Consider the following 26,845-nt stretch of genomic DNA (forward strand, 5'->3'; position numbering starts at 1 on the left):
AAAATTCAATATATACATACTAGTCTATTATACCTGATTGCCTGTTAATTTTCCAAAGTTACCTGTAGAGCGGATAATAGAAAGATCGGTGTAATCAATATTTTCCTGAATTGCAAAAAAACAACTCACCTAATTTAAGATGAGTTGTTCACATGTCCTCAAATTTGCCGTGCACCTTCTGTCGATAATGCTACCATAAGCGTTACTTAAGCAGTTAGCTCGGCCCAGGCAACCCTACGGCACACGGGATGGTCCACTTACTGCTGCTTCCTTCCGGACCTGACAGGGTTCATGGGTTCCCGTTGCGTAGGACCCAGACGTCAACACCACTTACTTAAGGCAGACCTTACGGTAGCAAACCTCGAGAAGGGATTCAGCCTCGCTACAGCGGATTGCGAGTACAGGGCACCGCTACCTCCCCGCCTAGCACGGCAAATTTGAGAACATATTTAATTTTTTTCGATTTGACTAACGCATAACCAAGTATATAGTGTTTCGTTTAAAAAATCAACAGTCAGACCTATGGTAATTGTTAGTGCAATTAACAACGTTTTTTTGCAAGCTGTTTTTCATAGCTTTTCTTTTCTCCCTTAACCTACGAAAAAAGTTGCTCAATAATTCCCCACACTCTTCAGCCAAAACACCATTAACAACTTCAGCTTGATGGTTAAAACGTGAATCCTGCAACAAATTCATGAGAGTACCTGCACATCCTCCTTTTGGATCACTAGCACCATATACTACGCGTTCAATTCTCGATAGCACAATTGCTCCAGAGCACATCGAACACGGTTCTAATGTAACATATAAGGTTGTGTCCGTAAGACGCCAGCTATCTTCCGACTTACAAGCCGCGTCAATTGCTAACAACTCAGCATGTGCTATTGCCCGTTGTTCAGTTTCCCTTAGATTATGCGCCTTTGCAATAATCTTATTGCCTTTAACAATAACAGCACCAATTGGAACTTCATCTATTTCTTCAGCCTTTTTTGCTTCTAAGATTGCTTGTTTCATAAAATATTCATCCATATTTTCCATACTAATCCCTCAAACTGTTTAGTTCTTTTCTACATTATAAAGGAGAATTGCCTTAAAAGTAAAAGCAAGAAAATCTGTGCTTATTAAATTAGTGGTTGCATAGATATAAAGTGAAACCTCCGTCATCAGGGACATTGACGGTTAGTCCCTAAAGGGAGGACCTAAAGGCTCTTGAGTCAATCGGGGTTTCACAGGCTGTCTATACCACAAAGGTTGCCCTTCCTATCGATATGGGTTCCTTCTCAATATCTTGTGGTAGGGGTATTGCAGCCTGTTAAACCGGGATAAGCGAAGGTAAAAGGAGGGAATTTCATGCAGATTCATGTAGTTCGGCCCGGACAATCGTTATTTGGCATCGCTCAAACATATGGGACAACAGTTCAAGCGGTTGCACAGGCTAATGAAATATCAGCACAAGAGTCACTTGTTGTCGGTCAGGCACTCGTTATTCCTATTGTTGGTAGATTTTATTTTGTCCAACAAGGAGATTCATTATATTCCATCGGACAAAAATTCGGAATTAACTATCAACGACTTGCACAAATAAATGGACTTAGCCCTAATCAACCTTTATCTATTGGGTTTAGGTTGTATATTCCACCTACTCCTAAAAGGGATGTTGAAGTAACTGCATACGTTGAACCAAGAGGGGACACAGTAAGTCCTGAATTAGAAGCATCTGCACGAAGACACGCTCAATTCTTAACATACTTAGCTCCTTTTAGCTTTAATATCAAACGCGACGGTACTTTAATAGAACCACCGTTAAACGACTTTCCTGCTATAGCTAGAAATAACCGCGTTACACTCATGATGGTTGTTACCAATCTAGAGGAAGGGCAATTCAGTGATGAGCTAGGGCAAATTATCTTAAATAACCAAGAGGTGCAGAACACTTTAATTAGGAATATCATTGATACTGCCAATAAATACGGTTTTAGAGATATTCACTTTGATATGGAATTCTTACGCCCTGCTGACCGCGAGGCATACAATCAATTCTTAAGAACTGTAAAGCAACGGTTGCCTGAAGGATTTCTATTATCAACTGCCTTAGCACCTAAAACGAGTGCAACGCAAGAAGGTGAATGGTATGAAGCGCACGATTATAAAGCACATGGAGAAATTGTTGACTTCGTTATTATTATGACTTATGAGTGGGGATATAGTGGAGGGCCCGCAATGGCGGTTTCACCTATCGGTCCTGTACGTGAGGTATTAGAGTATGCCTTAACGGAAATGCCTGGATCTAAAATTATGATGGGCCAAAACCTATATGGCTATGATTGGACCTTACCATACGTAGCTGGAGGTGAATATGCGAAAGCAATCAGCCCACAAGAGGCAATTAGAATCGCAAGAACAAACAATGTGCCTATCCAATATGATGCCGAAGCACAAGCGCCTACCTTTAATTATACGGATGCAGAAGGAAAAGAACACGAAGTATGGTTTGAGGATGCAAGATCGATTCAGGCAAAATTTGATTTAATAAAAGAATTAGGGTTAAGGGGAATAAGCTATTGGAAACTAGGGCTCGCTTTTCCACAAAACTGGTTGCTTATCCGAGAAAACTTTAATGTTGTGAAGAACCAATAAAATGTTAGAGCATGTGATGCATTATAGCTTCACATGCTCCTTAAATGTATTTTTAATACCACTATTATTAAAAGGTTGTTTCAGACTTGAGCTTATTAATCAATCCTGCTTGAATATAATAAATTTCCTTATTTTTTAGAACTCGATCATTAGGAATCATTTCATATATTTTAGAATCAATCAAGCCCATTTCAAACAAATTCTTCCAATGTAAAGCTGGTTTATTTGAACCTTCAACCAAAACACTGCTTATTATTTGAGCTGCCAAATCTCTAGTTAAAGGAGTTGACTCTCCACTTAAGAAATGACCCAAATCTGTTATTTCCTGAGTCTTTTCTTGATAAATCTCAGGATTAGCCCTTTGAATTAAATTCATAAATGAATAGACAAAAGGATGAGAATCGAGTGATTTTTCGATTGGAAGTTTATTTTCATAACCTGCAACAACTAGACCATAATCCATCAAAGTTTGTATCGCTTTGTCATACCATTCATTTTCATATGGGTAATTTAACTGAAAATGCTCAAGGTATGCACCTTGATGTTGCAACGTAGATCTTAACTTTTCAATAAGCGGTTTATCCTTTGATAATTCTCGGACGCTTATATTATGGTTGATAGCTAAAGCCGCTGCTGCACCAGCCGCCTCTCCCGTCGCCATTCCCGTTGCCACAATGCGAGCACTTCCTGCAGCAAGTGAGGAGAAACCCACTGACCGACCCACAACAAGTAGGTCCTCTATTCCTATCGGAACAAGTGAGCGAAATGGTATGCCATATTCAAGCGGGTGAGCTATTACATAACCATAATCGTCGACTGATTGAGCTTGGACATCTACAGGATAGCCCCCAATCGCAATTGTATCCCAATGATCCTCATTTTTCCAAAGATCTGACATCGGAAGCTGGTATTCAGCTAGTATATGTCTCGTTTCTCTTACATACAGTTCTGGAGGATAATCGGCTATTTGGGCATTTTCAAAACCAGGGAACTCCTTTTTTAAGAAATCTAATATATGATTCGTTTCCTGTTTACCTTTTTCCATGCCGGCATTGATCGATTGAGCATCCAAACCATTTACATCAAAAATTTGCAAAGCATTGATATAAACGTCATCGCCTATCTTAGCCATATTCAAGCCACGCAGCCTAGTATTATCTTCAACTGGTTTATAATCAAAATGAAGATCATTAAACCCCCATGCTACATGATCATTCATGTTTGCATAGCCAAACTTTCTTGATTCTACAGTTTGTTTCACACCGTTCCAGTCTACATTTTTATAATGCAAAACTAAGGTGACTGCCATTTTTTTATCCTCTATACCTATATCTTCGCCCCCTATAAAGTATGGTACACCAGCCGCCACCGCAAAATCTGCATCCTGAGTCGCATCAATCCATTGCTCTGCACGAACAATATAGGTTTCATTCTGATCGTTTACGATAACACCTTCTATACTATTTCCTTCTTTATTCAACTTGACTTCTTTTATAGAGGTACTTAGCGCAAGTGTTAAATTCCCTTCAGCCTCAGCCATCTTTAGAAAAATTGACTTAGCCTCTTCAATCCCAAATGAATTATAGAGACTCAACTGATTATGCCACTCTTTAAAAATCCCTTGAGATGTCCATTTATTATCTATACCTTTAGGAAAATCAATAAAATTCATCTCTCCGTATGTAAATAAACCACCTAAGCCATCACGGCGCTCAATTAATAACGTCTTTTTACCATTACGAGCAGCAGATAGCGCCGCTGCAACACCTTCAGGTTCTCCCCCCATCACAACAATCTCATAAACCGATTCTCGCAATGGGTGTTTTTCAATTTGATCACCAACATTTGCCGCTGTTTCTTCAACCTGTACTTCTTGCTCAGTTCCTCTGTTTTCTTCCCTTCCCCCTAAACTACAGGCAGTCAACATCAAAAATAACATACAAATAATTGCCCAGCTCTTCATAACGTCCCCTTTCAAAATCAATGCTTTATTAAAACACATCACTTTAAGATTTTATCACAATTATTCTTTCAATTATTTGAAAAATCGGTGATTTTGTTAGTTAAGTAGGATAGTTATTGAAGATTGTAAATAGGAGAAAAAATAATAATAACGAGGCAACATAGCACTTAATAAACATAAGCCTAGACTACTTTTTTTCTACACTACACCCAGCTTCATAAAGTCTAACTAGGCCACACAACAATGATAGAAAACATAATGCATTAATTCACACGCATATAAATTGTAGAATAGCAGTCTAGATTTATTTAACAATTTATTAGAACAATACTGTTTGTCTCTGTTTCTAAACAAAGTTTATCTCTATTTATAATGCCCCCTCTTATTAAGCACTTCTACGATCTTTTCCCTTGTAATTTTCGTAAAAGTATTTTTTGATTTATCAACAGGGACAATGTTATCCAAGTGATCCCTTGAAGCGAATACAGCCTTAATTCCAGCGATATTTACCTTTTGGTCTATTAGTGATTTTATCTCAAGAAAGCGGCTTATATCATTCATTGAAAAGATCCTTTGTTTCCCCTCGTTTCTTTCCGGTTTAATAAGACCTTGCTCCTCATAGTATCTTATTTGCCGAGCAGATAAGCTGGTTATTTCCTTAACCACACTAATCGGGAATATTGCCAAATGGGGAGGAATTTGATTGATCACGAATGAATAGCCTCCTTTCTACTAATCTATTATTTTAATTTTGCCAAATACCCATATACATCATTTAAATCACAGAAACCCATTTCTTGAATAAATGTAATATTTTTAGACCATAACTTCGCTGCTGCAATCGCATCAAATAACGCATGATGTCTCTGATCAATCTCAATGCCGTAATGCGTACAACAATCATCTAATGATAATAAGTCATGCTCCGGTCTTACGATTTTAGTCAGAAATGAGGTATCAATAATACGGTGTTGAAAGTAGGATTTAAGAATGGACCAGTTAACATGTTCCATAAAAGCTTTTTCATGACTAGCATGATGTGCCACAAGTGTGTCATTACTTATAAATTGATAAAATTCTTTTAGAACAACTTCAATTGAGGGCGCAATTTCTAAATGTTCTTTTGTAATACCTGTTAATTTGACGATTTGCTCCGATGGCTCTGAATCACTATAAACTAATGAATAATAGGTTTCATTTTCAATTATTTTACTTCCTACTACTTTAACAGCACCGATCGATAATATCCGATCACCTTTTTGGGGATAAAAGCCAGTTGTTTCGATATCAAATACGACTACTTTTAAATCAGAAAACGGTACACCAAGAACATCTTCTCTTTTCAACTCCCGTTGCAATTGCCTTAGAAAAGCAATACTAGCAGCATCCGTTTGGTTACCTATAGATGTGTACAAACTGGGACTCAGTCTGCCAGACAGCTGTTTAATAAAGCTAATCATGTTATTCATTACCAAGCCTAAACACCCTTTTCAATTATTACCTTTGTTTCCGAGAAAAGCTTATAGCCGTTTTTCATAATTCGCTTTAGTTCCTGTTTTTGCTGTTTTGTCAGTTTCTTCAAATTTAGAAGATGGACTTTTTCATAGCTAGTTGAAAACCTTTGGAAATACAAACGGTATTGAAGTAGTTCAGAAAATTCATCATAGTATCCTTTAATTTGGTTATAGCACTCTGGAAGCAGCTGTATGCGCGCTAATGTTGACGGCTCTGTAATTTTTTCCTTAAGAGCTAATAAACGAACAGCATTTACAAACGGAAAAAAGACCTGATCTTTCAAATTTAAACTCCCCACATCTTCACCATGTCCATCCGGAAGCAACTGGCCAAAGAAACCAATTGCTTTCCTAATATGACTTACGTTAGCTAGTAATCGACTATAAAGATGTGGATTATTATCTAACTTCGAAAAACCTACATCTTTTAATTTTAACAAGAACCACTCTTCACCTATTAAAACCCGCGAATCAAAAAAAGTTAAAAAACAACGAAGCGACTCCCAACTTTCCTCATTGAGCCACCTTAAGATTTGCTGCTCCCAAACTGTTAATGAGTGACACCAAAGAGGGTTTGAGGCCATCACATTTCCATCACAAAGGTCATAGCCAACTTCATACAACGCCCTTGTAATTTCAGAGCCGAGTGTTAAAAAATAGTCTTTTAAAACTTCACTACCATCAAATATAATGCCATGATCTTGGTCACTCCAAACCGACTGCTCATACCGCCCTGCGCTACCCATCATAAAGAAAGCAAAGCGAGCGGGAATAGGTCCCCACTCACTTTCATTCTTTTTAATAGCAGCTTGCACGGTTTCTTTTATTAGCTTATCGTGAAATTGATTAAGCAATTCTGGGTGATTACATACTTCATTAATTTGTTGTTGTCGCCATAGTTTTAATTCCTTATATGTTTTCAATTTATCGTCAATCTCCCCTATCGGAGTAATCAACATAACCTTTATTACGCACTTGTATTACGCGTGTGTTGCGGCATGTTCTCAGGATAACCATAACTTCCGTGTTCGCTTAAATCAAGGCCAATAATCTCTTCTTCTTCTGTTACTCGTAAGTTACCCATTACAGCTTTCATGACCTTGAGGATAATGAAAGAAACAACAAATGCATAAATTCCACAACTTACAACACCTAAAATTTGAACCCCTAGTTGATGGAAACCTCCACCGTAAACTAACCCCGCCATACCTGTATTCATTTCAGCTAATTCCGGAGTTGCGAAGAAACCTGTAGAAATTGTTCCCCAAACACCCGCGGTACCATGAACTGATAGTGCAAAGATTGGGTCATCAATTCTTGCTTTATCAAAAATTTTCATACTAGCATATACAATCAATCCACCAATTAAACCAATTATGACAGCGGCCCACGGCTCTACAAACGCACAAGATGCTGTAATTGCAACCAGACCTGCTAATGCACCGTTAAGCGTTGTTGGAATATCCGCTTTACCAGAGACAGCCCAAACGATAAACATTGAAGCAACTGCACCAGCCGCAGCGGCCAATTGTGTGTTTAACGCAACAAATCCAAAGAACACACCATCTACACCAAATGTACTACCAGCATTAAATCCAAACCAACCAATCCATAAAATCAATACACCCAAAGCAGTATATACTTGGTTATGTCCAGCTAAATCGTTTGAAGAGCCATCTTTGTTAAATTTACCTATACGCGGTTTCAATACAATTGTTGCAGCTAGGGCTGCCATTGCGCCAGTTAAATGAACAACGGTTGATCCAGCAAAATCTTGTTTACCATGATCAGCTAACCAGCCGCCGCCCCAAATCCAATGTGCAACAACTGGGTAAACTAATGCAGAAAACAATATCCCAAATACTACGTAAGCTGATAATTTTGCACGTTCGGCAAAACCACCGAACGCAATCGTTAAGGAAATTAATGCAAATGCTAGCTGGAAGAAGAAATCAACTGAAGCCGCCAAGCCTTCCCCCATTGTTGTATAGTCACCATAAAAGAAATTTGATAAACCTATCAAACTATTACCTTCACCATATATAAAACCATAACCAACAGCCCAAAACACAAGTGAACCTAGCCCCATTGTAAAAATAGTTTTTCCAGCAATATGACCGGCATTTTTCATCCTTGTCGATCCAGCTTCAAGTAATATAAATCCTCCTTGCATAAATAGTACTAGAATAGCCGCAACCACAATCCACAGATTGTTCATTAGAAAAATACTATCCATTTTAAATTCTCCCTCCAAATCTAATGTTAATTAAGTTAACACTATTAGTTATTTGTTATTATATATCATGTTAACTTTCTTTACAATATGTATTTTATAATTTTCTGAATAATGCTATTAATTATAAAAATCTACGCCTTTATTGCCAATGCGGCTGGCATTTATGGATAAAAGTTAAGTTTATTTGGGTCTTCTTTTTCTTAATATCCTTACCATATATAAAGGACTAGGTTAATTTAAGTTGCATCTAATGTATGTAACAAAACCTAACATTAACGTTCGCGAAATTATTAATTATTATGGTGCAATTTATCAAACAAGCCACTTTAATTTTTTTCTTGCAAAAAACGCTTGGCTTTAAAATTAACAGCCAAGCGTGGTCTTTTACATTTATTAGGTTAATAGAATGTCAGATTAAAGAAATGATTCATTTAATGTTTATGCGCCCCTTTTATTTTCTGAATTTATAGAATGAGGGTGTCTTTTAAGATCACGTATCATCTTTAATGGCGTTAAACCTTTATCAAAAATTATGCGATAACCAACCAGCAGGATTACTAAAAATAAAATAGAAAGGCCATAAATAAAATGATAACCAGCATGTGATGCCACGATTCCGAGGCCCGTTGATCCAATTGCTATTCCTAAATCCATCGAAGAGAAGAACATAGCGTTGGCTGTTCCTTGTTTCACTTTTGGTACATTACTAACAGCAATTGCTTGAAGGGTAGGGGTAACCGTTCCATATGCAATCCCATAAAAGAATCCTGCTGCTAGTATGGAAAAAGTACTCTGAGAAATGGCTAAAAGAAACAATGCCGCTAATTATTGCAGGATAAATAATAACTTTATGTCCTAGACGATCAAAAAGTTGGCCAGAAATGGGACGAGCAACTGTCATTACGATCGCCATCATTAAAAAGAACAAGGAAACCGCCCCACCAATTCCCGATTCCTCACCTAATTCTTTTAGAAAGCTAATAACCCCACCTAATGTAATTGTAAAAAAGACGGTTAATAAACACGGGAATAACGCTCTGTTGTCATATGCGTATTCTTTAAATGGTACTTTCTCTCTCCCCTTACGATTTGAAGAAATGCTCAGAGCCTGTGGTGCTTTAATAAATAAACCCATAATTAAGGTGGCTAACGTGAATAAAACAGATATAACAATTAGCAGATTATAAGAAAAGTATTGAAGAATGGATAAAGCAAACATTGGCGCTAGAGTCGTACCTATACTAGTAGCTAATCCATAATATCCGATCCCCTCGCCTAGGCGTTTAACAGGAATGATTGTAGTGGCCATTGTTGCTAAGATAGTTGAAATAATTCCGAATCCTACGCCATGGATTGCCCTTAAAATTAATAATACAGCAACCGAATCTTGATTATAGCTTAATCCAACTGTAATTAACAAAAGCACAAGGGAAATAATACTCATCCATTTTATATGAACACGCTGCATTAAAGTCCCAATAAAAGGCCTTGTTAAAATTGCAGCTAGCATAAAAACAGTTGTCATTAACCCGCCTTGAGTTGGATTTTGTTTGACGTCGGTTATATAAGCAGGAAAACCTGCTGTTAATAGCTGTAGACAAAGAAAAAACAAAAAAGCCATTACAACAATGGCAATAAACTGGTACGTCCACAGCTTTGACTGTGTATTCATTTAAATTCCTTCTTTCTAGTTGTTTGCATCATCTAGTAATGAATCAATATTACGTTCCAATAGCTCTACCACTTGTTGGTATATCAACAAATACTCACCATCAATGTCCATAAGCAATTTTTCAAAAGCCTTCTCTAGAAAGGGAATCAACTCCTCACACAACTGTGATCCCTTATCAGTAATTTTAATGATAAAAGATCGACGATCAGATGGGTTTTGGACCCGCTGTATGAATTCGTTTTTTTCCAATAGATCGAGTATCTTTGTCAATGTTGCTTGATCTTTATCCGCTCTTTTCGATAGTTGCTTTTGAGAGATATGGTCGGATTCGCTTAAAGTGCGGAGAACACCCCACTGCTCAGTGGTGATATTATAAGGCTTTAAGTAAAAATTAATAATACGTGTAATCTTCTTACTAAGACGAACAGATGCAGCTCCTATTGCTTTATCCTTTGACATATTCATTTAGAAATGCTCTCCTTTCGACATATGTTGACATTATAAGCCAACAGTTCCTGTTTGTAAATAATATTCGTATACGAATTATTTTTATAAAAACAAATTAGATTATATTTAATACTAATATTAATAAAAGCGCTCGTTAACATTATCCAGATAGATTTTACGCAAAATAATGTGCCATAAGTATAAAAAGCAAAAGCCGTGCCTTAGCACAGCTTAAAAGAATCTAAATTTACGCTTTTTTAAAACAAGTCTAATTCCACTAATTAAAAATAAAGAACGATTTTCAATAACCCTTTTCATTAAGCTAGCAAATGTCCCTTGTATCCTATAGCCAAATACAATCCCGATTGCCTTTTTATAACCTATAGAACAAACACATCCTTTATTGTTAAAACTAAAAGGCGTTAATAATTCACCTTCTTTAATTAACGCTGCAATATATTTAGCCACGTATTGTCCTTGCTGCATTCCAATTTGAGCAGTCGGCGGGATTGGCTTATTTTTGCTTTCGTCAATTAAGAGTGCACAATCCCCTACAACAAAAGTATCTTTATAACCTGGCACACGCAAATATGGATCTACTATAATACGGGATCGTAATGATTCGACATTTAAATTTTGAATTATTTCATTTCCTCTTACTCCTGCAGTCCATATTAATAGATCAGTCATAATATTTTTAACTTCACCATTTGAAACAACGGTAACTTGATCTACGTAGCACTCCTTAATGGCTGTATTTATTAAAAATTGTACGCCATTGTCCTCTAGATAATTTTTAGCATACGCTGCCAATTTACCATCAAATTCAGGTAAAATCTTATGGCCCGCTTCAATTGATAAAACACGTACATCATTTTTAGAAACATTATATTTTTTGCATAGCTTCGGAATACTGTGCACTAATTCCCCCAAGTATTCTACACCTGTAAAGCCTGAACCACCAACAGCAATAGTTAGCGGTTTGTCTGGTTTACTCTTTCCATAATCCTCAAATTTCTTCTCAAGGCCCGTTTTTAGTTTTAATGAGCTATGAATATTTGTGATAAGGTGAGCATACTCTTGCAAACCAGGTATTCCATAGGTTTCGGCTTGAAATCCTAAGCCGATAACCAAATAATCATAACTTAGTTGACCGTTTTTTAATTTAACATATTTGTTTTCTAAATCAATTCTAACCACCTTATCTTGGATAAACTTTACTTTTGAGTGGTCTATAATTTCACTTATCATATAACTAGCATAATCTGCATCAATATTTCCTGCTGCAACTTCATGAAGCCATGTTGCTTCATAATGGTATTCATGTTTATCAACTAATGTAATATTAGCAGTCCGCCCAACCTTTCTTTGTAGGCTAGTCACCGCCATTAGCCCTCCATATCCTGCACCTAATACTAATATACGAGGTTTCTTCATGTTGATCTACTCCTTCGTCTTATTGCTCAATATTTCACATACTTATATGTATGATTATAAATTAATTTAGTTGCCTCTTTTACTGTTAAATGTTAAAAAAATATGAAAAAGTCTTTTGCATTTAAAATTAAAAATAAGCCTAGGAGATATGACATTGCATTATTCCTAAGCTTATTGAAATTACTTTAGAATATTAAATGAGCAATTAAAACAATAATCGGTAATGTAATAATTGTTCGTAGCAAGAAAATAATAATTAAATCTAAAAGGGTAACAGGTAACTTCGAACCTAATAACAAGCCACCAACCTCAGACATATAAATTAGCTGCGTTACGGATACAGCGGCTATCACAAATCTTGTTAAATCACTTTCTATACCACTTCCAATAATAGCTGGTAAAAACATATCAGCAAACCCGACTACCATTGTTTGTGCAGCTGCCGCAGCTTCAGGAACTTGCAATAAGTTTAGAATAGGGATAAAAGGCGCCCCTAAATATTGAAATACAGGTGTATATTCCGCAATGATAAGAGCCGTTGTTCCGATAGCCATTACAATTGGAACCACTCCTAACCACATGTCTAAAACGTTTTGAATACCACCTTTGAGTACATTTGTATAATCGCTATGTCTTTTTGCTGCATGAATAGCCTGCATTGTTCCCCATTGTAATGGCGTTTTCCCGTTAGGGATTGTTTCATCAATTTTTTTGCCAGTATGTTCATAATAAGTGTCTGGTTTTCTCGACAATGGTGGAATTCTTGGAATAATTAATGCACAGATAAGACCTGAAATAACGATTGTCAAATAAAACATTCCGAACATATGTTCAAGTTCCATATATGAAATCACTACAATTGAAAATGTAATCGAAACAACAGAAAATGTTGTTCCAATTACAGCAGCTTCTCGCTTCGTATAGTAACCTTCTTCATATTGTTTGTTTGTAAGTAATACACCAATTGTTCCATCACCTAACCAAGAAGCTAAACAATCGATTGATGAACGCCCGGGTAATGTAAAGAGAGGTTTCATCACTCTTGTTAGCAATGCCCCACATAGCTCTAGCAAACCAAAATCTAAAAGTAACGGTAAAAATAACCCAGCAAATAAGAAAACAGAAAATAGTAAAGGAATTAGATCGTATAATAATAACCCACCTGTATTTTCTGACCAAACCATTTCTGGACCAATCTGAAATAATACCATTACAGCGTATATTGCCCCTAAAATTCTAGCTACTAACCATAGGTTCGTTACCTTAAACAATTTTGTCAAAAAGAAAGACTTAGATATGAAAGATGACTTTGATAATGTCGCTATTAAAGATAAAATCGCTGTTAAGATGACCGCAATTGTTGCAATTGTAGGCAGAATATCTGCAAAAACCTCTTCAATCCAGCCTGCTAATATAGCTACGGGAATCGTAATTTCACCGTTGAAAGGAAAAGGAATAACAAAAAGAAGGACCCCAATGAGAGAGGGAATTATAAATTGCAAATAATCTTTCAGGATGTATTTTTCGTCTATATTTTTCTTACTTTTTTTTAATGAATTTTCCATACTTTCACCTCGAACTCTTATTTAATGGTTTTATGTGTAAATAGCAACAATTTATATTTATTAATTTTAATGAATATAAATTCGATACAAACATAAGTATTCTAGCATACTAAAAAGAAAAATTATATCTATTTTTTTTACCATATAAAAACATCTTTCGAATATACTTTTCACAATACTTAGCATTCATATGTAAGAGACTATCTTCTATTTTCACTAAAGATATTATTTTATATTTCGGTTATATTCTATTAATAATTATGAATTAAAAAATTATTCTAATATCTTTTTAAAAATTTCTTATACAGTAAACTGGTAATTTTAACATACTGTTTCAAGGTAATAACTATGGATATAAAGTAATAAAGAATTAAGGAGTTTACGAGATTTAGGACAGGAGCGAACGAATAAACAATCTATGCATCGCTGAAAGTATTGCGGCAACTTCATCACTGTCGTTCCTGAGGAACGTAGATTACTTATAGATTCCTTAAGGGAAGAAATAAAATAGTAATAAAAGAGGGAGCCCAAGATCCACTTGGGCTTTTTGCTTGTACTTTTAGAAGAATAACTTTTTATAAGTGTTAAAGTATAAGAAAGAGGGCCTTTAGGTCACCCCCTTGTGGGGTACATCGTAATTTGTGCTTTCATTACGTATACACAATAGTTTAGGAGAAGTGGCTCCGCACTACAGCGGAACCTTAATTTTTCTTATACTATCATTTCTTTTGTAAAAATATAGATAGTATAAAAGAGGGTAATTACACTCTAGTTAAAAAGGGGACTTTTATCCTGAGTGATGATTATAGTATAGGCAAGAGAAATCAATAATTCAAAGACTGCGTTAGATTTTCTAACACAGAAAATACAAAAGAATTTCTTGTTTCAAATAAAGACTATCGCCCAATATGAGAAAAGCCTATACACCTAAATAAAGCAACACTATCGGAATTGTCACAATGCTTAAAACTGTAGTAACCAATGTTGTAAATGAAACAAGGTCCGGTTCAGTGCCGAATTGAACGGCAAATAATGTTGTATTAGCTGCGGCAGGCATGGCCGCTTGTAAAATAAGCACACTTTTTAACAGTGCATTAATAGGCATAAATGAAACGAGTAAAACTGCTAAAGCAGGTGAAACAAACATCCGGATTAAAGTAATCGCAGATACATATTGATATGAAACCTTTTTCCTCACAATAGCAGCCAACTGCATACCGAGAACTAACATAACAGTCGGAATTGCAGCATTCGCAATCAAATCAATAGCCCCCATGAACGGCTCAGGAATTGAAACAGTAAATTGCTGTAATATGATACCTGCTAACGCTCCGTGTATGACCGGCATACGAATAACTCGATTAAAAGAATCAGAGAAAGTAGCGGCTTCTTTACCACCAATTGAAGCAAAATAAATACCAAGTGTATTCATTAAAAAGGAATGAAAAACCATCATAATAATGGCGTAATCAAAGCCTACTGCTCCAAAAGCAAACAGTACAACAGGGGCTCCGTAATTACCGGTATTCATAAAAGCCCCACCGAGCATCATCGCCGACATTTGTGGCCTAGAAGCATGTGTAAAGTAGCTGCTTAAAGCAACAATTAAAATTAGAGATAGACAATGAATAAGGGCAAAGAGGAAAATATAAAAAAACTCCATCGTTAATTCATGGGTATAAAAGGTCCGAAATGCCAAGAAAGGCGACATCAGATAAAGTGCAGCCATTGAAATGGAACGAATATCAAAACCAATCATTTTTTGACCAACGAAACCTGTTAAAAAAATTGCAAAAGCTGGTAGGATAATAACCAATAATTCCATCTACATTTTCATCTCCATTTAACAAACTACTATTATATAAAACTACCACAACGCCTTACATCTCGGGTTATAAATTCATAATATTACAAAAAAGCGGAGAGAACTAGTCATTCTCTCTGTTTTAATACTAAAATTTTTTTACCCTTTTTATTTAATTTAAAAAGCGGGTATTTAGACTGTTCATTATTAAATACTCTTAAAACATCTTCACATTTACTTTTATGCACAAATGTATAAAATAGTATTAGCTGGAATGCAGTATAACCTAGTTTACACTAAGGAAAGCTAGTACAAAAATAGGATGGTATACAATGAACTCATCAAATGGAGTTGAAAATTGGAAGAAAGATATTACATTTTTTTTGCTTAGTCAAACGATATCACTGTTTGGCTCATCATTAGTTCAATATGCAATTTTTTGGTATATTACATTAAATACTAAATCCGGTTTCATGATGATGATCTCAATTATTTGCGGTTTTATACCAACCTTTTTTCTTTCGCCTATAGCCGGCGTATGGGCGGACCGCTTTAATCGGAAATTACTTATCATTTTAGCAGATGGCTTAATAGCGATTTCTACGTTATTGCTGGCTATCTTGTTTTTAATGGGTTATGACTCACTTTGGCTACTATTTGTAATGTCCGCAATACGTGCAATCGGAACTGGCATTCAAACCCCGGCAGTTGGAGCTATTTTGCCGCAGATCGTGCCAGCAAATAAACTTACAAAGGTAAATGGCATAAACGGTAGTATTCAAGCGTTTGTTATGCTTGTTGCACCAATGGTAAGTGCTGCATTACTGACAATGACATCACTAGTAACTATCTTCTTTATTGACGTAATAACGGCTGCCCTTGCAATTGTCACTTTGTTAACTCTGTTGCAAATTTCATCCCATAAAAAGGGATTACAAAACCAACACAGCAGTTATTTCAGTGATTTACAACAGGGAATTCGTTATATAAAAAACCATGAATTTTTAGTGAAGTTTTTTCTGTTCTTTGCATTTTTCTTTATTCTAGTTGCACCCGCTGCTTTTCTAACGCCACTCCAGGTTGCCCGAAGTTTTGGTGATGAAGTATGGCGTTTAACATCCATCGAAATTACCTTTTCAATAGGGATGATGGTAGGTGGAGGACTTATGGCAGCCTGGGGAGGCTTTAGAAACAGAATACATACAATGACGCTCGCGAGTGTTATGATTGGTGCTTGTACATTTGCATTAGGAATGATTCCAGTTTATTGGATTTACTTAATTTTTATGTTTTTTACCGGTGTTGCGATGCCTATTTTTAATACGCCGTCTACAGTATTACTACAAGAGAAAGTTGAAGTGGATTTTCAAGGAAGAATATTTGGTGTATTTGGGATGATTTCAACCTCAATGATGCCTTTAGGTATGCTTGTATTTGGTCCAATTGCAGACATTATAAAGATAGAATGGCTCCTTATAGGAACCGGTCTATTAATGTTTATCCAAGGCTTTTTCTTATTAGGCAGTAAGGTATTACTAAAAGCTGGAATGCCAATTGTAAATGATGATGGTAAGATTGCAAATTAATTAATTAGAATAGGAGCTGCATTTCGCAGCTCCTATTGCTTTTCTAAAAATAAACTCCAGATATACTTTTAATCTGTAAATTTTTTATTGTTTCTAGAATATAATGAACCATATCTTTCAATTGAAATTATGGGGGGCATTGATGTACAGAAAGAGATTGCAATTTTACTTGAATGAAAATAGGGCTAGGGGGGTATCCCTTTTTAAGAGGATACTATTTATCTTTATCGGTGCTTTTCTTGTGTCTGCATCACTAGAACTATTTTTAGTAGAAAATTACATAATTGACGGTGGCTTAGTCGGTGTTAGTATCATGATTTCCCACTTTACAAACCATGAGGTAGGTTCAATTCTTCTTTTACTAAATTCACCCTTTTTATTTGTGGGATACTATTTGATCGGAAGGCGTTTTATCCTGCTAAGCCTATTTTCCATTGTTTCTTTAGGATTGGGCAACTTTATGCTTGAACCATTTCATGCTATAACAAATAACCCCATGCTAGTTATCATAATTGGCGGACTATTCTTGGGATTAGGGGTAGGAACTATTATTCGTTATGGTGGTTCATTAGATGGAACTGAAATTTTAGCTATTTTGTTTAGCAGGCAATCAAAATTAACTATCGGTCAATACATACTGCTTTTTAACTTTATAATATTCGGCAGTACAGTATTTGTCTTCGGACTAGTAGAAGCAATTTATTCTTTAGCAACTTTTGTTGTAGCATATAAAACAATTGATCTAGCAATTAGCTTATGAGTTTGTTGTTTTGTTTGGGTCTACCTGCATAACTTCCTTACCGCAGACTCTTTGTTCTTTCTCATATTTAAAACCCTGCTAGTGTTTTAGCATATTCAAGTGGTGTTCTCATTTGTTTATAATAGATCCTTTTGGGAAGGCTTACGTACTCAAAACCATAGCAAATTTGTAATTCAATAAGCCATATATGATGATTTTTATCGATAATGACATCGAAGGCAACGTCCGCGATATGAATTCCATTGCTTTCAGCTATTTCGCATGCTTCTTTACACAAAATGAATAACTTATTTATTATATGTTTTGTTTGGCGAATATTCATTTTATAAAGCGTTCGTAACGCCTTTCGTCCCTCTATCAGCCGACTTCTATTTTTGTAATTTGTATTAATAGAGTTTTCCTTCGACACCTTTGCGAAAAAACCAGGAGTCGACCACTGCATATTTTTGTCTTTTTGCATATATATACGAAAGTCAATATGACGATTATCAATCGCAAATGGAACCGGTTGCTGAATAATATACGGAGTCTTGCTCCGAAATGAATGTAAGAGTCTCCGGATACTCTTTGTTGATTGGTTTGGCTTACTTCTATTCTCTGTGTCTCTAACTACATAATGGGAGTCTCCTTTTTGAACATAAATAATTCCTTTGCCATTTGCTAAATTAAATGGTTTCAAATAAACTGCACCATATTTGTCTATCATATGTTTAAAATCAGCAAAATCTTTAAGTAACCGTGTTTCAGGAAGGCTGTTAGCCGTTAGTTCCCGCTCTGAAAAGAACTGATATTGAGTCCATTTATCAATATAACCTGAATTCATAATGTTATTACCAACAATAGACTGTAAACTATTGAAAATCGGGGTTGTTAGTTTTTTAGTTCGATTTAAAACTACGTTCGGATAAGGAAAAGTTCCCTTTAACCACTGGTGTTTAACTTTTCCGCGGCCAATATAGCCATAACCTTCGATTCTTTTATTCTTTAAATCAATTCCGGAAGAATGGCAAATATAGATTAAACCTTTCAGAAACGGATATTGCCTTAGCCTCGTTTCATTAATCTTTAATATATCATTTGGATCACCTGCGTACTCTTGGACAATTATTGCGATTACAGGGCCTATATTCACATAGTTATTTTTAATTTGTATTTCATATGGAATATTTTGAGGAATTGTAAATTGATTTGATATAAATCTCGAAAGTCCAATTTCATTACGCTTCAGTTTGTTATTAATTACAAGCCTAAAGCTTTTTTGGAATGCTCCTATACAAAGGACAATTTCATCATTCAATATGTTTGAATTTATTAATGCATCCTCATGAAAATGAATACACCCATCGTCAGTATCAAGCCATTTTATTTGCAACTAACTCACCACACATTAGTTATTTATATTACTATGTGTATGATAGCTTGGCTAAAGTGGATAGATATATATCTTGATAGTTATAAAAACAAACTTATTCACTATAAGATTCTAGTATCTATGGAAGTGGTGTTAAGGCAAAGCTAAAGTATTTAACCGAGCAGGAACCTACAAGATTACAAAATCAGCTTATTTGCGGGCCTTCCCCCAGTTTCGATCTCTTAACCGATCAACAATATTCATATCTCTACGGTGTGCTTGTTCTTTTTCTGAAAACAACTCATCTTTTTCTACTGTTTCAATTTGTTGATACTTTTCAGAGATCATATTCCTGATCAATTGGCTTTGACTAATTGTGACTTTAAACCTTTGAAAGTGCTGCTCTCTTAACATCTCAATTTGCATTAATTCATCTTTTGAAACCCGTAAAGTAATCGTCTTATACATTTCTATCCCTCCTAATATAAAGGATAGGACAAATCTAGTAAAAAAACAGTCGATTACTGATGACATTTATTAGCTTTTATCGTTACATATTGTCCGATATTATGCCTTTATTAGTCCAATATATCGACTAATACCCCCTTGTATAACAAGGAGGTATATGACATTATTAATTTATTATGAAAGTACAGCCTTAAATTCCCCTAAAAGTTGATTTCCCCACAGTAATGAGAACTTGTCATTGCTACAAACTTGACCAACACCTTCTGGAGTTCCTGTGAAGATAATATCGCCCTCACCAAGTCCAAAGTGTAAAGCGGAAAAGTCAATGATAGTTTGGAAGTCAAACAACATATTAGATATATTACCTACCTGCACTCGTTCCCCATTAATTAACAATGAAAAGTCTGTCTTTCTACATTCTTCAATCCCCGGGAAAGGAATCCACTTACTTAGAGCAGCGGAGTTTGGGAACCCTTTAGCGAGCAGCCATGGGTGGCCTTTCTTCTTTAATTCACTTTGAACATCACGTAAAGTAAAATCTATTCCGATTGCCATGGCATCGACAATGTCATCTACTGCCATACCTTTCTCATAACCTTTACTAATACGAATAACCAATTCTGTTTCAAAGTGAACAGAGCCACGATTATTTGGTAAATACACATCCTGCCCATTTGCTAAAACAAGAGAATGTGTTGGTTTTGAAAACAAAAATGGCGAAGAAGGAATCTCGTTATTTAACTCCTTTGCATGTAGCGCATAGTTACGTCCAACACAATATATGTTTTTTATATTTTCCATATTTATCTCCTTTTTAAATTATTACATATAGTATACCGAATCTCTACTCTTTCGGAAATGTAAATCTCGTGGCCAATCAACTAGTTGGCTTTTCTTTTATTATCCCTCTCATTACTTTAGTAATAATTATAGGTACAGGGACAGCTAATTCTTGATAGCATTTATTAACATTTATCGTAGTTTATTGTCAGTTATTACACTTTAATGCGCAGTTTTGTACTAATTAATCCAAGGTGACACTTATTCTTTTACTACATTCCTGCCAAGAACTAGCATAACGTCTACCAAATTCCCGAAGTGACTTTGCATTAAAATGTAGTAAGTCCCCATTATCAACCAAGCCCTTGGCAGATACGAAAGCAAAGTTTTTTTCTTCACTTGCTATTTCTTCTAAATCCTTGTTTACCAAGTGTGAATAAGAACACTCATTATGATTAACTAAAAACTCTCCTAATTCTCCGAGGACGGTTGGGACATTAGTGATACCTATGTCAGTGAATAATGAATTTATAAAAGGCAAGAATCGTTCTTTATAACTTCCTGCTGTTTCTAAGAGATCAGAATCACTTTCTCCCTAATGCCATAAAACACCTTTTAAACGACTTGTTTCTAGCGCTTCAACTGTTTTATCAACAGCATTAGTATATAGATATTCCCCTTTTTGCCATTCACGGAGCGCTGTTCCACCAAATGCACAGGGGATACACCCAATTTTTCTACCAAATTTTCTTTGCAGGCTATCAGCAAAGCTCATTCCTAACCCTATGCCAGCTAACTCTGGTTTATCATCATGTAACGGCTCGTTTGCAATCACCCAATTTGAGTCAGTAAACATTAAAATGTCCTTATTTTCGATAGGTTCCACTTCCTGTAAAAGCCCTCTCCCTGCCATATTTGATTGTCCAATCAAAAGAAAAGAATTTATCATAATACACCTCTTTCAACCTATTAGAAAAGCCCCTAAAAAGGGGCTAATTGATTAACGAATTCTCTTTTCAGTTTCCTTATCAAAGAAATGGACTTTGTTCATATCTATTGCCAGTTCAATAGTTTGGCCTGCCGTAATATGTGTGCGTGAGTCAACTCTAGCAGTTAAATTCTGACCTTGAATGGAAGAATAAATCATCGTTTCTGCACCCGTTAACTCGGTAACATCTACATTAATTTTAATAGTTGAACCTCGAGATGCATCAATAAATACTAGTTCATCATGGAAATCTTCTGGTCTAACTCCTAAAACAACTTCTTTTCCGACATAACCTTGTTCCTTGAGTACTTCCATTTTCCCTTCAGGTACTTCGATAGATTCTTCCCCAATAACAAACTTTCCATTTTCAAGCTTACCAGTAAACATGTTCATGGAAGGTGAGCCGATAAAGGTTCCTACAAATATATTATCTGGGTTATTATATACTTCCTTTGGTGTTCCTACTTGTTGAATAACACCATCTTTTATAATAACGATACGAGTTGCCATCGTCATTGCTTCCGTCTGATCATGTGTTACATAAATAGTTGTTGTTCCTAAACGACGATGAAGTTTCACAATTTCAGCACGCATTTGAACGCGAAGTTTAGCATCAAGGTTCGATAAAGGCTCATCCATCAAGAATACTTTTGCATCCCTTACAATCGCACGTCCAAGGGCAACACGTTGGCGTTGACCCCCAGATAAAGCTTTAGGTTTGCGCTTTAAATATTCCTCAAGTCCTAGTATTTTTGCAGCATCCTTTACACGACGATCTATTTCATCTTTAGGAACTTTGCGGAGTTTTAACCCAAACGCCATATTACCATATACAGTCATATGCGGATAAAGTGCATAGTTTTGAAAAACCATGGCGATATCTCGATCTTTTGGAGAAACATCGTTTACGCGTGTTTCATCAATAAAGAAATCACCTTTAGAAATATCCTCAAGTCCAGCTATCATTCTAAGAGTTGTTGATTTCCCACAACCAGATGGACCAACAAAGACAATAAACTCTTTATCCTTAATATGCAGATTGAAATCCTCTACAGCCGTTACGTTGTTATCATATATTTTGTATATATTGTTTAATTTTAATTCTGCCATCTTTCTGCCTCCCTTTTTCGAAAGCTCTTCCATTTATGGCTAATTATCAGTAGTCTTATAATCTATTATTTAAAAATTTAAATATATTTTTTAAAGTCGGACAATTATTTTAATATTAAGGACGGTCTTTCCCGTATGTAGGGTAAAAGATGCTCCCTCTATTGTTTTATCCCTCCGGTAAGCATTCCCTTTTCAAAATATCTTTGTAAAACGAAAAATAAGAATAATGGCGGCAGGACCGCAAGTATGGATGCAGCCATTAAATTATTCCATTCAACTCCATACTGAGACATAAAACTATATAAGCCATAAGGTAATGTTCTCATTTCCTCTGATCTTGTTAATGTTAAAGCAAAGACAAATTCATCCCATGCCATAATAAATGAAAATATAGCAGTTGAGATAAGCCCCTGATAGGAAAGGGGAAGTGTTATCTTTCGAAAAGCCTGCCATCTCGTTGCCCCATCAACCATGGCTGCCTCCTCTAATTCCTTAGGTATTCCCTTATAAAATGCAGTCATGATCCAAGTACAAAATGGCAACGTAAATGTGACATAAGCCAAAATTAAACCTATGTAGCTATCAATTAAGTTTAAATTTGTCATAATTGAAAAAATCGGCATTAGTAAAATAACACCTGGCAGCATTTGTGCACATAAAAAACCAGTCAAAAGTACCTTTCTTCCTTTAAACTTAAATCTTGCAAACCCGTAGCCCGCTAGACTGGACAGTGCAACCGAAATAATAGTTGTTACAATCGCTACGATGAAACTATTAGTAATATATCCACGTAAAGAATCAATTTGAAGGACATGTGCAAATGCACTAAAATTTATTTGTTCTGGGATTAATTTAGGGTTTAATGAGAAAATTTCACTCGAAGACTTCAACGATGTAGAGACCATCCACAATACCGGGAAAATCATAATGAGTGAATATAAAGTAATAGTACAATACCAAATTAATCGCTTACTCAATAAGTACCCTCCTCATCTAGCCTTTTTCTATAAAAGAGAACTAAAAAGATAATAATAATAAATGTGAATACAGCTAATGTAGATGATAAGCCAAAATTGTACTCAGTAAAAGCTGTTCGATAGATATGGATAACTAAGGTATTGGTTGCTTCTACTGGCCCGCCGCCTGTTAGTGTATAAATGATGTTAAAGCTATTAAATGTACCTATTAAACTAATGGTACCCATAACAATAAATACATTTTTTAAACTTTGAATAATTACATAAATAAGCTTTTGTAAATAATTGGCGCCATCTATCTCTGCTGCCTCAAGCATTTCTTTAGGAATTGTTTTTAATCCGCCCAGAAACACAACAGTCATAAACGGCAACCCGACCCATACATCAACAAGAACAACTGCAATTAATGCTAGCGTTTTATCGCCTAACCAAACAATGTTGCCTTCAATTAAGTGTAATGATTGCAACGCTTGATTTAAAATTCCAAATTGATCATGAAGTATCCAACTCCAGATTAGCGATGCTACCACAGACGGAATAAACCAAGGAATCATCAGTAATGAGGAATAAAACTTAACTCCACTGTAATTTTTATTAAGCAGCAGTGCTGCAAATAAACCAACAGCTAGCTTTAAAGTAACTGAGCTTAACGTAAAAATAAGTGTGGTTCCTACAAATTTCCATGTTGCTCCGCTACTAAATATTTCAATATAATTAGCAAGTCCGACGAACCCATCTTTATTTGGTTGAATCAAAACTTTATGCTGAAAACTTAAATAAAATGTATACATTAACGGATAAAGCACCACAAGGGCCAACACAATTAATGCTGGTAAAACAAATAAAAATCCTGTTCTTTGTTCCTGTTTTTGCATAACAACACCCTTCTTAAAAGGTAATAAACAAGTAAACTGGCATATCATCATGCCAGTTTACTTGTTTAATAAATAATGTGACTATCAATGTACTATTCAGCTAATATTGTATTTACTTTTTCAGCTGCTTCATTTAGTGCCTCTTCTGGTGTCATTTCTCCCATTAGTGCTTGTTGTACAGCATCTGCAATTGCCTGATCAATTTGCGGCCATTCAGGTAATGTAGGATAGGTTCGTGACTGTGTTGCAACATCTAGAAAGAATGCCATATCAGGATTACTGCGGATTTCTTCATCCTCTAGATTCGCTGTACGATATGGAATAAAACCTTGTTTCTTAGCCCATGCCAAATCATTTTCTTGATTTGTAAAGAACTCAACAAATTTCCAAGCTGCTTCTTTATGTTCAGTAGTATTAAACATGACAATATGATCTGCAGTCCCCATGTTTACAGGCTCTTTTGCAACTGGGTAAGGTGCAATTCCATATTTCATATCTGCTGCATCACTCTTTATAGACTTTGGAAACCATGGTCCAACCGTTGTCATTCCTACAGCTCCAGAAAGGAATAAGTTTTGAGAATCGCCTCTCTTATAATTAATACTTCCTTCTGGCGAAGCATTTTTATATAAGTCTATATAGAATTGTAACGCCTCAATGCCTTCTTTGCTATTAAAGGTAGCTTGTGTTCCATTTTCATTTAACAATTCTCCGCCGTTGCTCCATAAAAATGGAACCCAAAATAACGTTGTTTCCATACTGTTGTGTCCTACTAATCCAAAACCATAGCGATCATCTTTTGTCATGCTTGTAGCTACGTCTAAAAACTCATCCCACGTTTTTGGTGGTTCTGTGTAACCTGCTTCCTCTAACCAATCTTGTCGATAAAATAATCCTGTTGTTGTAAATCCAACCGGCAACCCCCATGTTTGGTCTTTATATTGAGTTGTATTGAAAGCAGCTGGTACAAATTCCTCTTTATAGCCTTCCGGGAAAAACTCATCAAGTGGTTCTACTACGCCCATTTCAACCATTTGAGCTGTCCATCTGCCAGCAATTGTTGAAACATCAGGTAAGGTTTGATTTGCTGCTGAGGAGATTAGTTGATTTTGGCCCTCTCCCCATGGTATGTACTCTAAATTTACTGTTATATCGTTATTTATTTCTTCAAAACGTTTCACTAAATCATCATGATAACTACGCCATACTTCATCTGTTCCCATTACCCAAACAGATATTTCTGTTTTTTCAATTGCCGCTGACTCCATGTTTGCTGCATCTCCATCTGCCGGTGGGTTACTTGAACATGCAATTAAAACAGATGCCAAGAACAAAATAAAACTAACAAATAATAAATTTTTCTTCATCCTTTTTCTCCTCTATCTTTATATATTTACAGTTTGGTGATTCTTAATAGGTTCTATTTCTATAACCTGATTCATACGTCTTGCCTTTTCAGCCTGCATAGCTAAATAATGACTTTGAAGCAAATCAGCATAGTACTGATCAAGATCTAGTTTATTAAAACTTTGAATCTCTTCAACTACAGCCCTAATCAGACCATGGTCACCACCCGCATGCATACCGTCTTCAGAAACAGTTAGATCTACATTCTTTGTTTTTTGACCAAAACGTGTATATGTAAGGATTTTCTTATTCATGTCCCCATTCATTTCCCCCCTCGTCCCCAACACTCGGACCGTTCGGGTTAACTCTTTTGTAAAGCCACTCATCGTTAATGTTGTTGTTATGCCACTCTCATATACTAGATTAACAATTTGGTGATCAACCACATCATTATCACAACGAAACACACATCTACCATATGGCCCAGTTTCAATTGCTTGCTTTCTAGACTCATAGGATATGTCGTCACTAATCGTTGAGACAGGCCATTCTATATTGTTACCTAAATAAATCTTTAAAGCGGAGAAAGCACACTGTTCCTCAACCTGACAATCGAAACATCTTTCTGTTGAGCCTAGTGGAGCATTGTCTTCCTTAAAGTAGTAGAGTGCCCCAAATGATGAAACAGCTATTGGTTTTTTATCAAGCAAAAAAGTAAATATATCTAAATCATGACAGCTTTTTGCTAATAGCATGGAAGGAGTTTGTTTCGTGTTTCGCCAATTTCCTCTCACAAAGCTATGTGCTTGATGCCAATAAGCTACATTCATATCAATTGCTATATGTTTAACTTCACCAATTTCTCCGCGTTCAATAATAGCTTTAATCTTCCTAAAAAAAGGAGTATATCGTAAAACATAGCACAGCAACAATAAGCAGTTCTTTTCTTTTGCTGTTTGGACGATTTTTACACATTCCTCATAACTAGGGCTTAGTGGTTTCTCAACCACAACATGAAAACCCTTCTCAAGAGCAGCCATGACTGGCCTAAAATGATCGTTGTCTTGAGTGGTTACAAAAACTACATCACATTCAATGTTTGCTTGGAACATATCCTCCCAAGATCTAAAACTATTCTTTACTCGATGCTTTTGAGCAAACGTCACTCTTCGTTCTAGAATAGGGTCAGCTACAGCAACAATTTCAAATTCTTCTGAGTATAAAGACATTAAATCACTATATATGTTTCCTCTATTACCCGCTCCAACAATTGAAACTTTTAATTTTTTCATTTTGCACCTCCTTATATATAAGAATATCATATGCAT

Annotated in this window: 23 protein-coding genes, 1 other RNA gene and 1 pseudogene; 3 read left to right on the forward strand and 22 right to left on the reverse strand. The window is 35.8% G+C overall.

Annotation, left to right across the window (positions count from 1 at the left end; all coding sequences use genetic code 11):
- Window positions 1-167 precede the first annotated feature (167 nt).
- Window positions 168-432: signal recognition particle sRNA large type (gene ffs / locus C1724_RS17360), an RNA gene on the reverse strand.
- Between the two features lie 75 nt (window positions 433-507).
- A complete protein-coding gene (tadA, locus tag C1724_RS17365) occupies window positions 508-1,038 on the reverse strand; it encodes a tRNA adenosine(34) deaminase TadA (RefSeq protein WP_102348025.1) in 531 nt (176 codons plus the stop codon).
- 312 nt (window positions 1,039-1,350) lie between these two features.
- Between tadA and C1724_RS17370 the strand changes: the two genes are divergently transcribed.
- A complete protein-coding gene (locus tag C1724_RS17370; protein WP_102348026.1) occupies window positions 1,351-2,637 on the forward strand; it encodes a glycosyl hydrolase family 18 protein in 1,287 nt (428 codons plus the stop codon).
- Window positions 2,638-2,704: 67 nt separating this feature from the next.
- Here the strand turns inward: C1724_RS17370 and C1724_RS17375 are convergent, their stop codons facing one another.
- The 11 genes from C1724_RS17375 to C1724_RS17420 all read right to left on the reverse strand — a co-directional run bounded on the left by C1724_RS17375 (window position 2,705) and on the right by C1724_RS17420 (window position 15,296).
- Window positions 2,705-4,600 carry an FAD-dependent oxidoreductase gene (locus tag C1724_RS17375; RefSeq protein WP_180994319.1) on the reverse strand — a complete coding sequence of 632 codons (1,896 nt, stop codon included), beginning with the start codon at window positions 4,598-4,600 and terminating at the stop codon, window positions 2,705-2,707.
- A 363-nt stretch (window positions 4,601-4,963) separates the two neighbouring features.
- Window positions 4,964-5,311 carry a MerR family transcriptional regulator gene (locus tag C1724_RS17380; protein WP_102348028.1) on the reverse strand — a complete coding sequence of 116 codons (348 nt, stop codon included), beginning with the start codon at window positions 5,309-5,311 and terminating at the stop codon, window positions 4,964-4,966.
- A gap of 29 nt (window positions 5,312-5,340) precedes the next feature.
- Complete coding sequence (locus tag C1724_RS17385; RefSeq protein WP_102348358.1) at window positions 5,341-6,069, reverse strand: exonuclease domain-containing protein; 729 nt, start codon at window positions 6,067-6,069, stop codon at window positions 5,341-5,343.
- Window positions 6,070-6,077: 8 nt separating this feature from the next.
- Window positions 6,078-7,037, reverse strand: a complete 960-nt coding sequence (locus C1724_RS17390; protein WP_258000443.1) for a DUF294 nucleotidyltransferase-like domain-containing protein — start codon at window positions 7,035-7,037, stop codon at window positions 6,078-6,080.
- 44 nt (window positions 7,038-7,081) lie between these two features.
- Window positions 7,082-8,350, reverse strand: coding sequence for an ammonium transporter (locus C1724_RS17395; protein WP_102348030.1), 1,269 nt, complete (start codon window positions 8,348-8,350; stop codon window positions 7,082-7,084).
- A gap of 438 nt (window positions 8,351-8,788) precedes the next feature.
- Window positions 8,789-9,166, reverse strand: coding sequence for an MFS transporter (locus C1724_RS26165; RefSeq protein WP_258000444.1), 378 nt, complete (start codon window positions 9,164-9,166; stop codon window positions 8,789-8,791).
- A complete protein-coding gene (locus C1724_RS17400) occupies window positions 9,057-10,022 on the reverse strand; it encodes an MFS transporter (RefSeq protein ID WP_258000445.1) in 966 nt (321 codons plus the stop codon). Before C1724_RS17400 ends, C1724_RS26165 begins: the two co-directional genes overlap by 110 nt.
- Window positions 10,023-10,037: 15 nt before the next feature.
- Window positions 10,038-10,487: a MarR family winged helix-turn-helix transcriptional regulator gene (locus tag C1724_RS17405; protein WP_258000446.1), complete on the reverse strand. Its 450-nt coding sequence runs from the start codon at window positions 10,485-10,487 to the stop codon at window positions 10,038-10,040.
- 213 nt (window positions 10,488-10,700) lie between these two features.
- Window positions 10,701-11,906, reverse strand: coding sequence for an NAD(P)/FAD-dependent oxidoreductase (locus tag C1724_RS17410; RefSeq protein ID WP_102348031.1), 1,206 nt, complete (start codon window positions 11,904-11,906; stop codon window positions 10,701-10,703).
- A gap of 185 nt (window positions 11,907-12,091) precedes the next feature.
- Window positions 12,092-13,471: a YjiH family protein gene (locus C1724_RS17415; protein ID WP_102348032.1), complete on the reverse strand. Its 1,380-nt coding sequence runs from the start codon at window positions 13,469-13,471 to the stop codon at window positions 12,092-12,094.
- A gap of 919 nt (window positions 13,472-14,390) precedes the next feature.
- Window positions 14,391-15,296 (reverse strand): AEC family transporter, encoded by a 906-nt coding sequence (locus tag C1724_RS17420; protein WP_102348033.1) that lies wholly within the window; start codon window positions 15,294-15,296, stop codon window positions 14,391-14,393.
- 311 nt (window positions 15,297-15,607) lie between these two features.
- Here C1724_RS17420 and C1724_RS17425 point away from each other — a divergent pair, with 311 nt between their 5' ends.
- Together C1724_RS17425 and C1724_RS17430 are read left to right on the forward strand one after the other, a co-directional pair.
- Window positions 15,608-16,861 (forward strand): MFS transporter, encoded by a 1,254-nt coding sequence (locus C1724_RS17425; RefSeq protein ID WP_102348034.1) that lies wholly within the window; start codon window positions 15,608-15,610, stop codon window positions 16,859-16,861.
- A gap of 142 nt (window positions 16,862-17,003) precedes the next feature.
- A complete protein-coding gene (locus C1724_RS17430; RefSeq protein ID WP_102348035.1) occupies window positions 17,004-17,621 on the forward strand; it encodes a YitT family protein in 618 nt (205 codons plus the stop codon).
- Between the two features lie 67 nt (window positions 17,622-17,688).
- On the opposite strand, the gene C1724_RS17435 is transcribed toward C1724_RS17430, so the two are convergent.
- From C1724_RS17435 to C1724_RS17480, 9 genes and pseudogenes are all read right to left on the reverse strand, one after another.
- Window positions 17,689-18,993 (reverse strand): YheC/YheD family endospore coat-associated protein, encoded by a 1,305-nt coding sequence (locus tag C1724_RS17435; protein WP_102348036.1) that lies wholly within the window; start codon window positions 18,991-18,993, stop codon window positions 17,689-17,691.
- Window positions 18,994-19,182: 189 nt separating this feature from the next.
- The gene (locus C1724_RS17440) at window positions 19,183-19,440 is read right to left on the reverse strand and encodes a hypothetical protein (protein WP_102348037.1); all 258 of its coding nucleotides are present in this window, start codon (window positions 19,438-19,440) and stop codon (window positions 19,183-19,185) included.
- A gap of 174 nt (window positions 19,441-19,614) precedes the next feature.
- Window positions 19,615-20,241 carry a fumarylacetoacetate hydrolase family protein gene (locus C1724_RS17445; protein WP_102348038.1) on the reverse strand — a complete coding sequence of 209 codons (627 nt, stop codon included), beginning with the start codon at window positions 20,239-20,241 and terminating at the stop codon, window positions 19,615-19,617.
- Window positions 20,242-20,464: 223 nt separating this feature from the next.
- A pseudogene (locus tag C1724_RS26170) lies at window positions 20,465-21,169 on the reverse strand (sialate O-acetylesterase).
- 51 nt (window positions 21,170-21,220) lie between these two features.
- Window positions 21,221-22,318 carry an ABC transporter ATP-binding protein gene (locus C1724_RS17460; RefSeq protein ID WP_102348041.1) on the reverse strand — a complete coding sequence of 366 codons (1,098 nt, stop codon included), beginning with the start codon at window positions 22,316-22,318 and terminating at the stop codon, window positions 21,221-21,223.
- A 158-nt stretch (window positions 22,319-22,476) separates the two neighbouring features.
- On the reverse strand, window positions 22,477-23,295 hold the full coding sequence (locus C1724_RS17465) for a carbohydrate ABC transporter permease (protein ID WP_102348042.1): 819 nt from the start codon (window positions 23,293-23,295) through the stop codon (window positions 22,477-22,479).
- Window positions 23,292-24,170 (reverse strand): carbohydrate ABC transporter permease, encoded by an 879-nt coding sequence (locus C1724_RS17470; protein WP_180994320.1) that lies wholly within the window; start codon window positions 24,168-24,170, stop codon window positions 23,292-23,294. The genes C1724_RS17465 and C1724_RS17470 overlap by 4 nt, the downstream gene beginning before the upstream one ends.
- Before the next feature lie 92 nt (window positions 24,171-24,262).
- A complete protein-coding gene (locus tag C1724_RS17475) occupies window positions 24,263-25,537 on the reverse strand; it encodes an ABC transporter substrate-binding protein (RefSeq protein ID WP_102348044.1) in 1,275 nt (424 codons plus the stop codon).
- A gap of 18 nt (window positions 25,538-25,555) precedes the next feature.
- Window positions 25,556-26,809 carry a Gfo/Idh/MocA family protein gene (locus tag C1724_RS17480; RefSeq protein WP_180994321.1) on the reverse strand — a complete coding sequence of 418 codons (1,254 nt, stop codon included), beginning with the start codon at window positions 26,807-26,809 and terminating at the stop codon, window positions 25,556-25,558.
- Window positions 26,810-26,845 lie beyond the last annotated feature (36 nt).

Source organism: Bacillus sp. Marseille-P3661 (assembly GCF_900240995.1).
Lineage (GTDB): Bacteria > Bacillota > Bacilli > Bacillales > Bacillaceae_J > OESV01.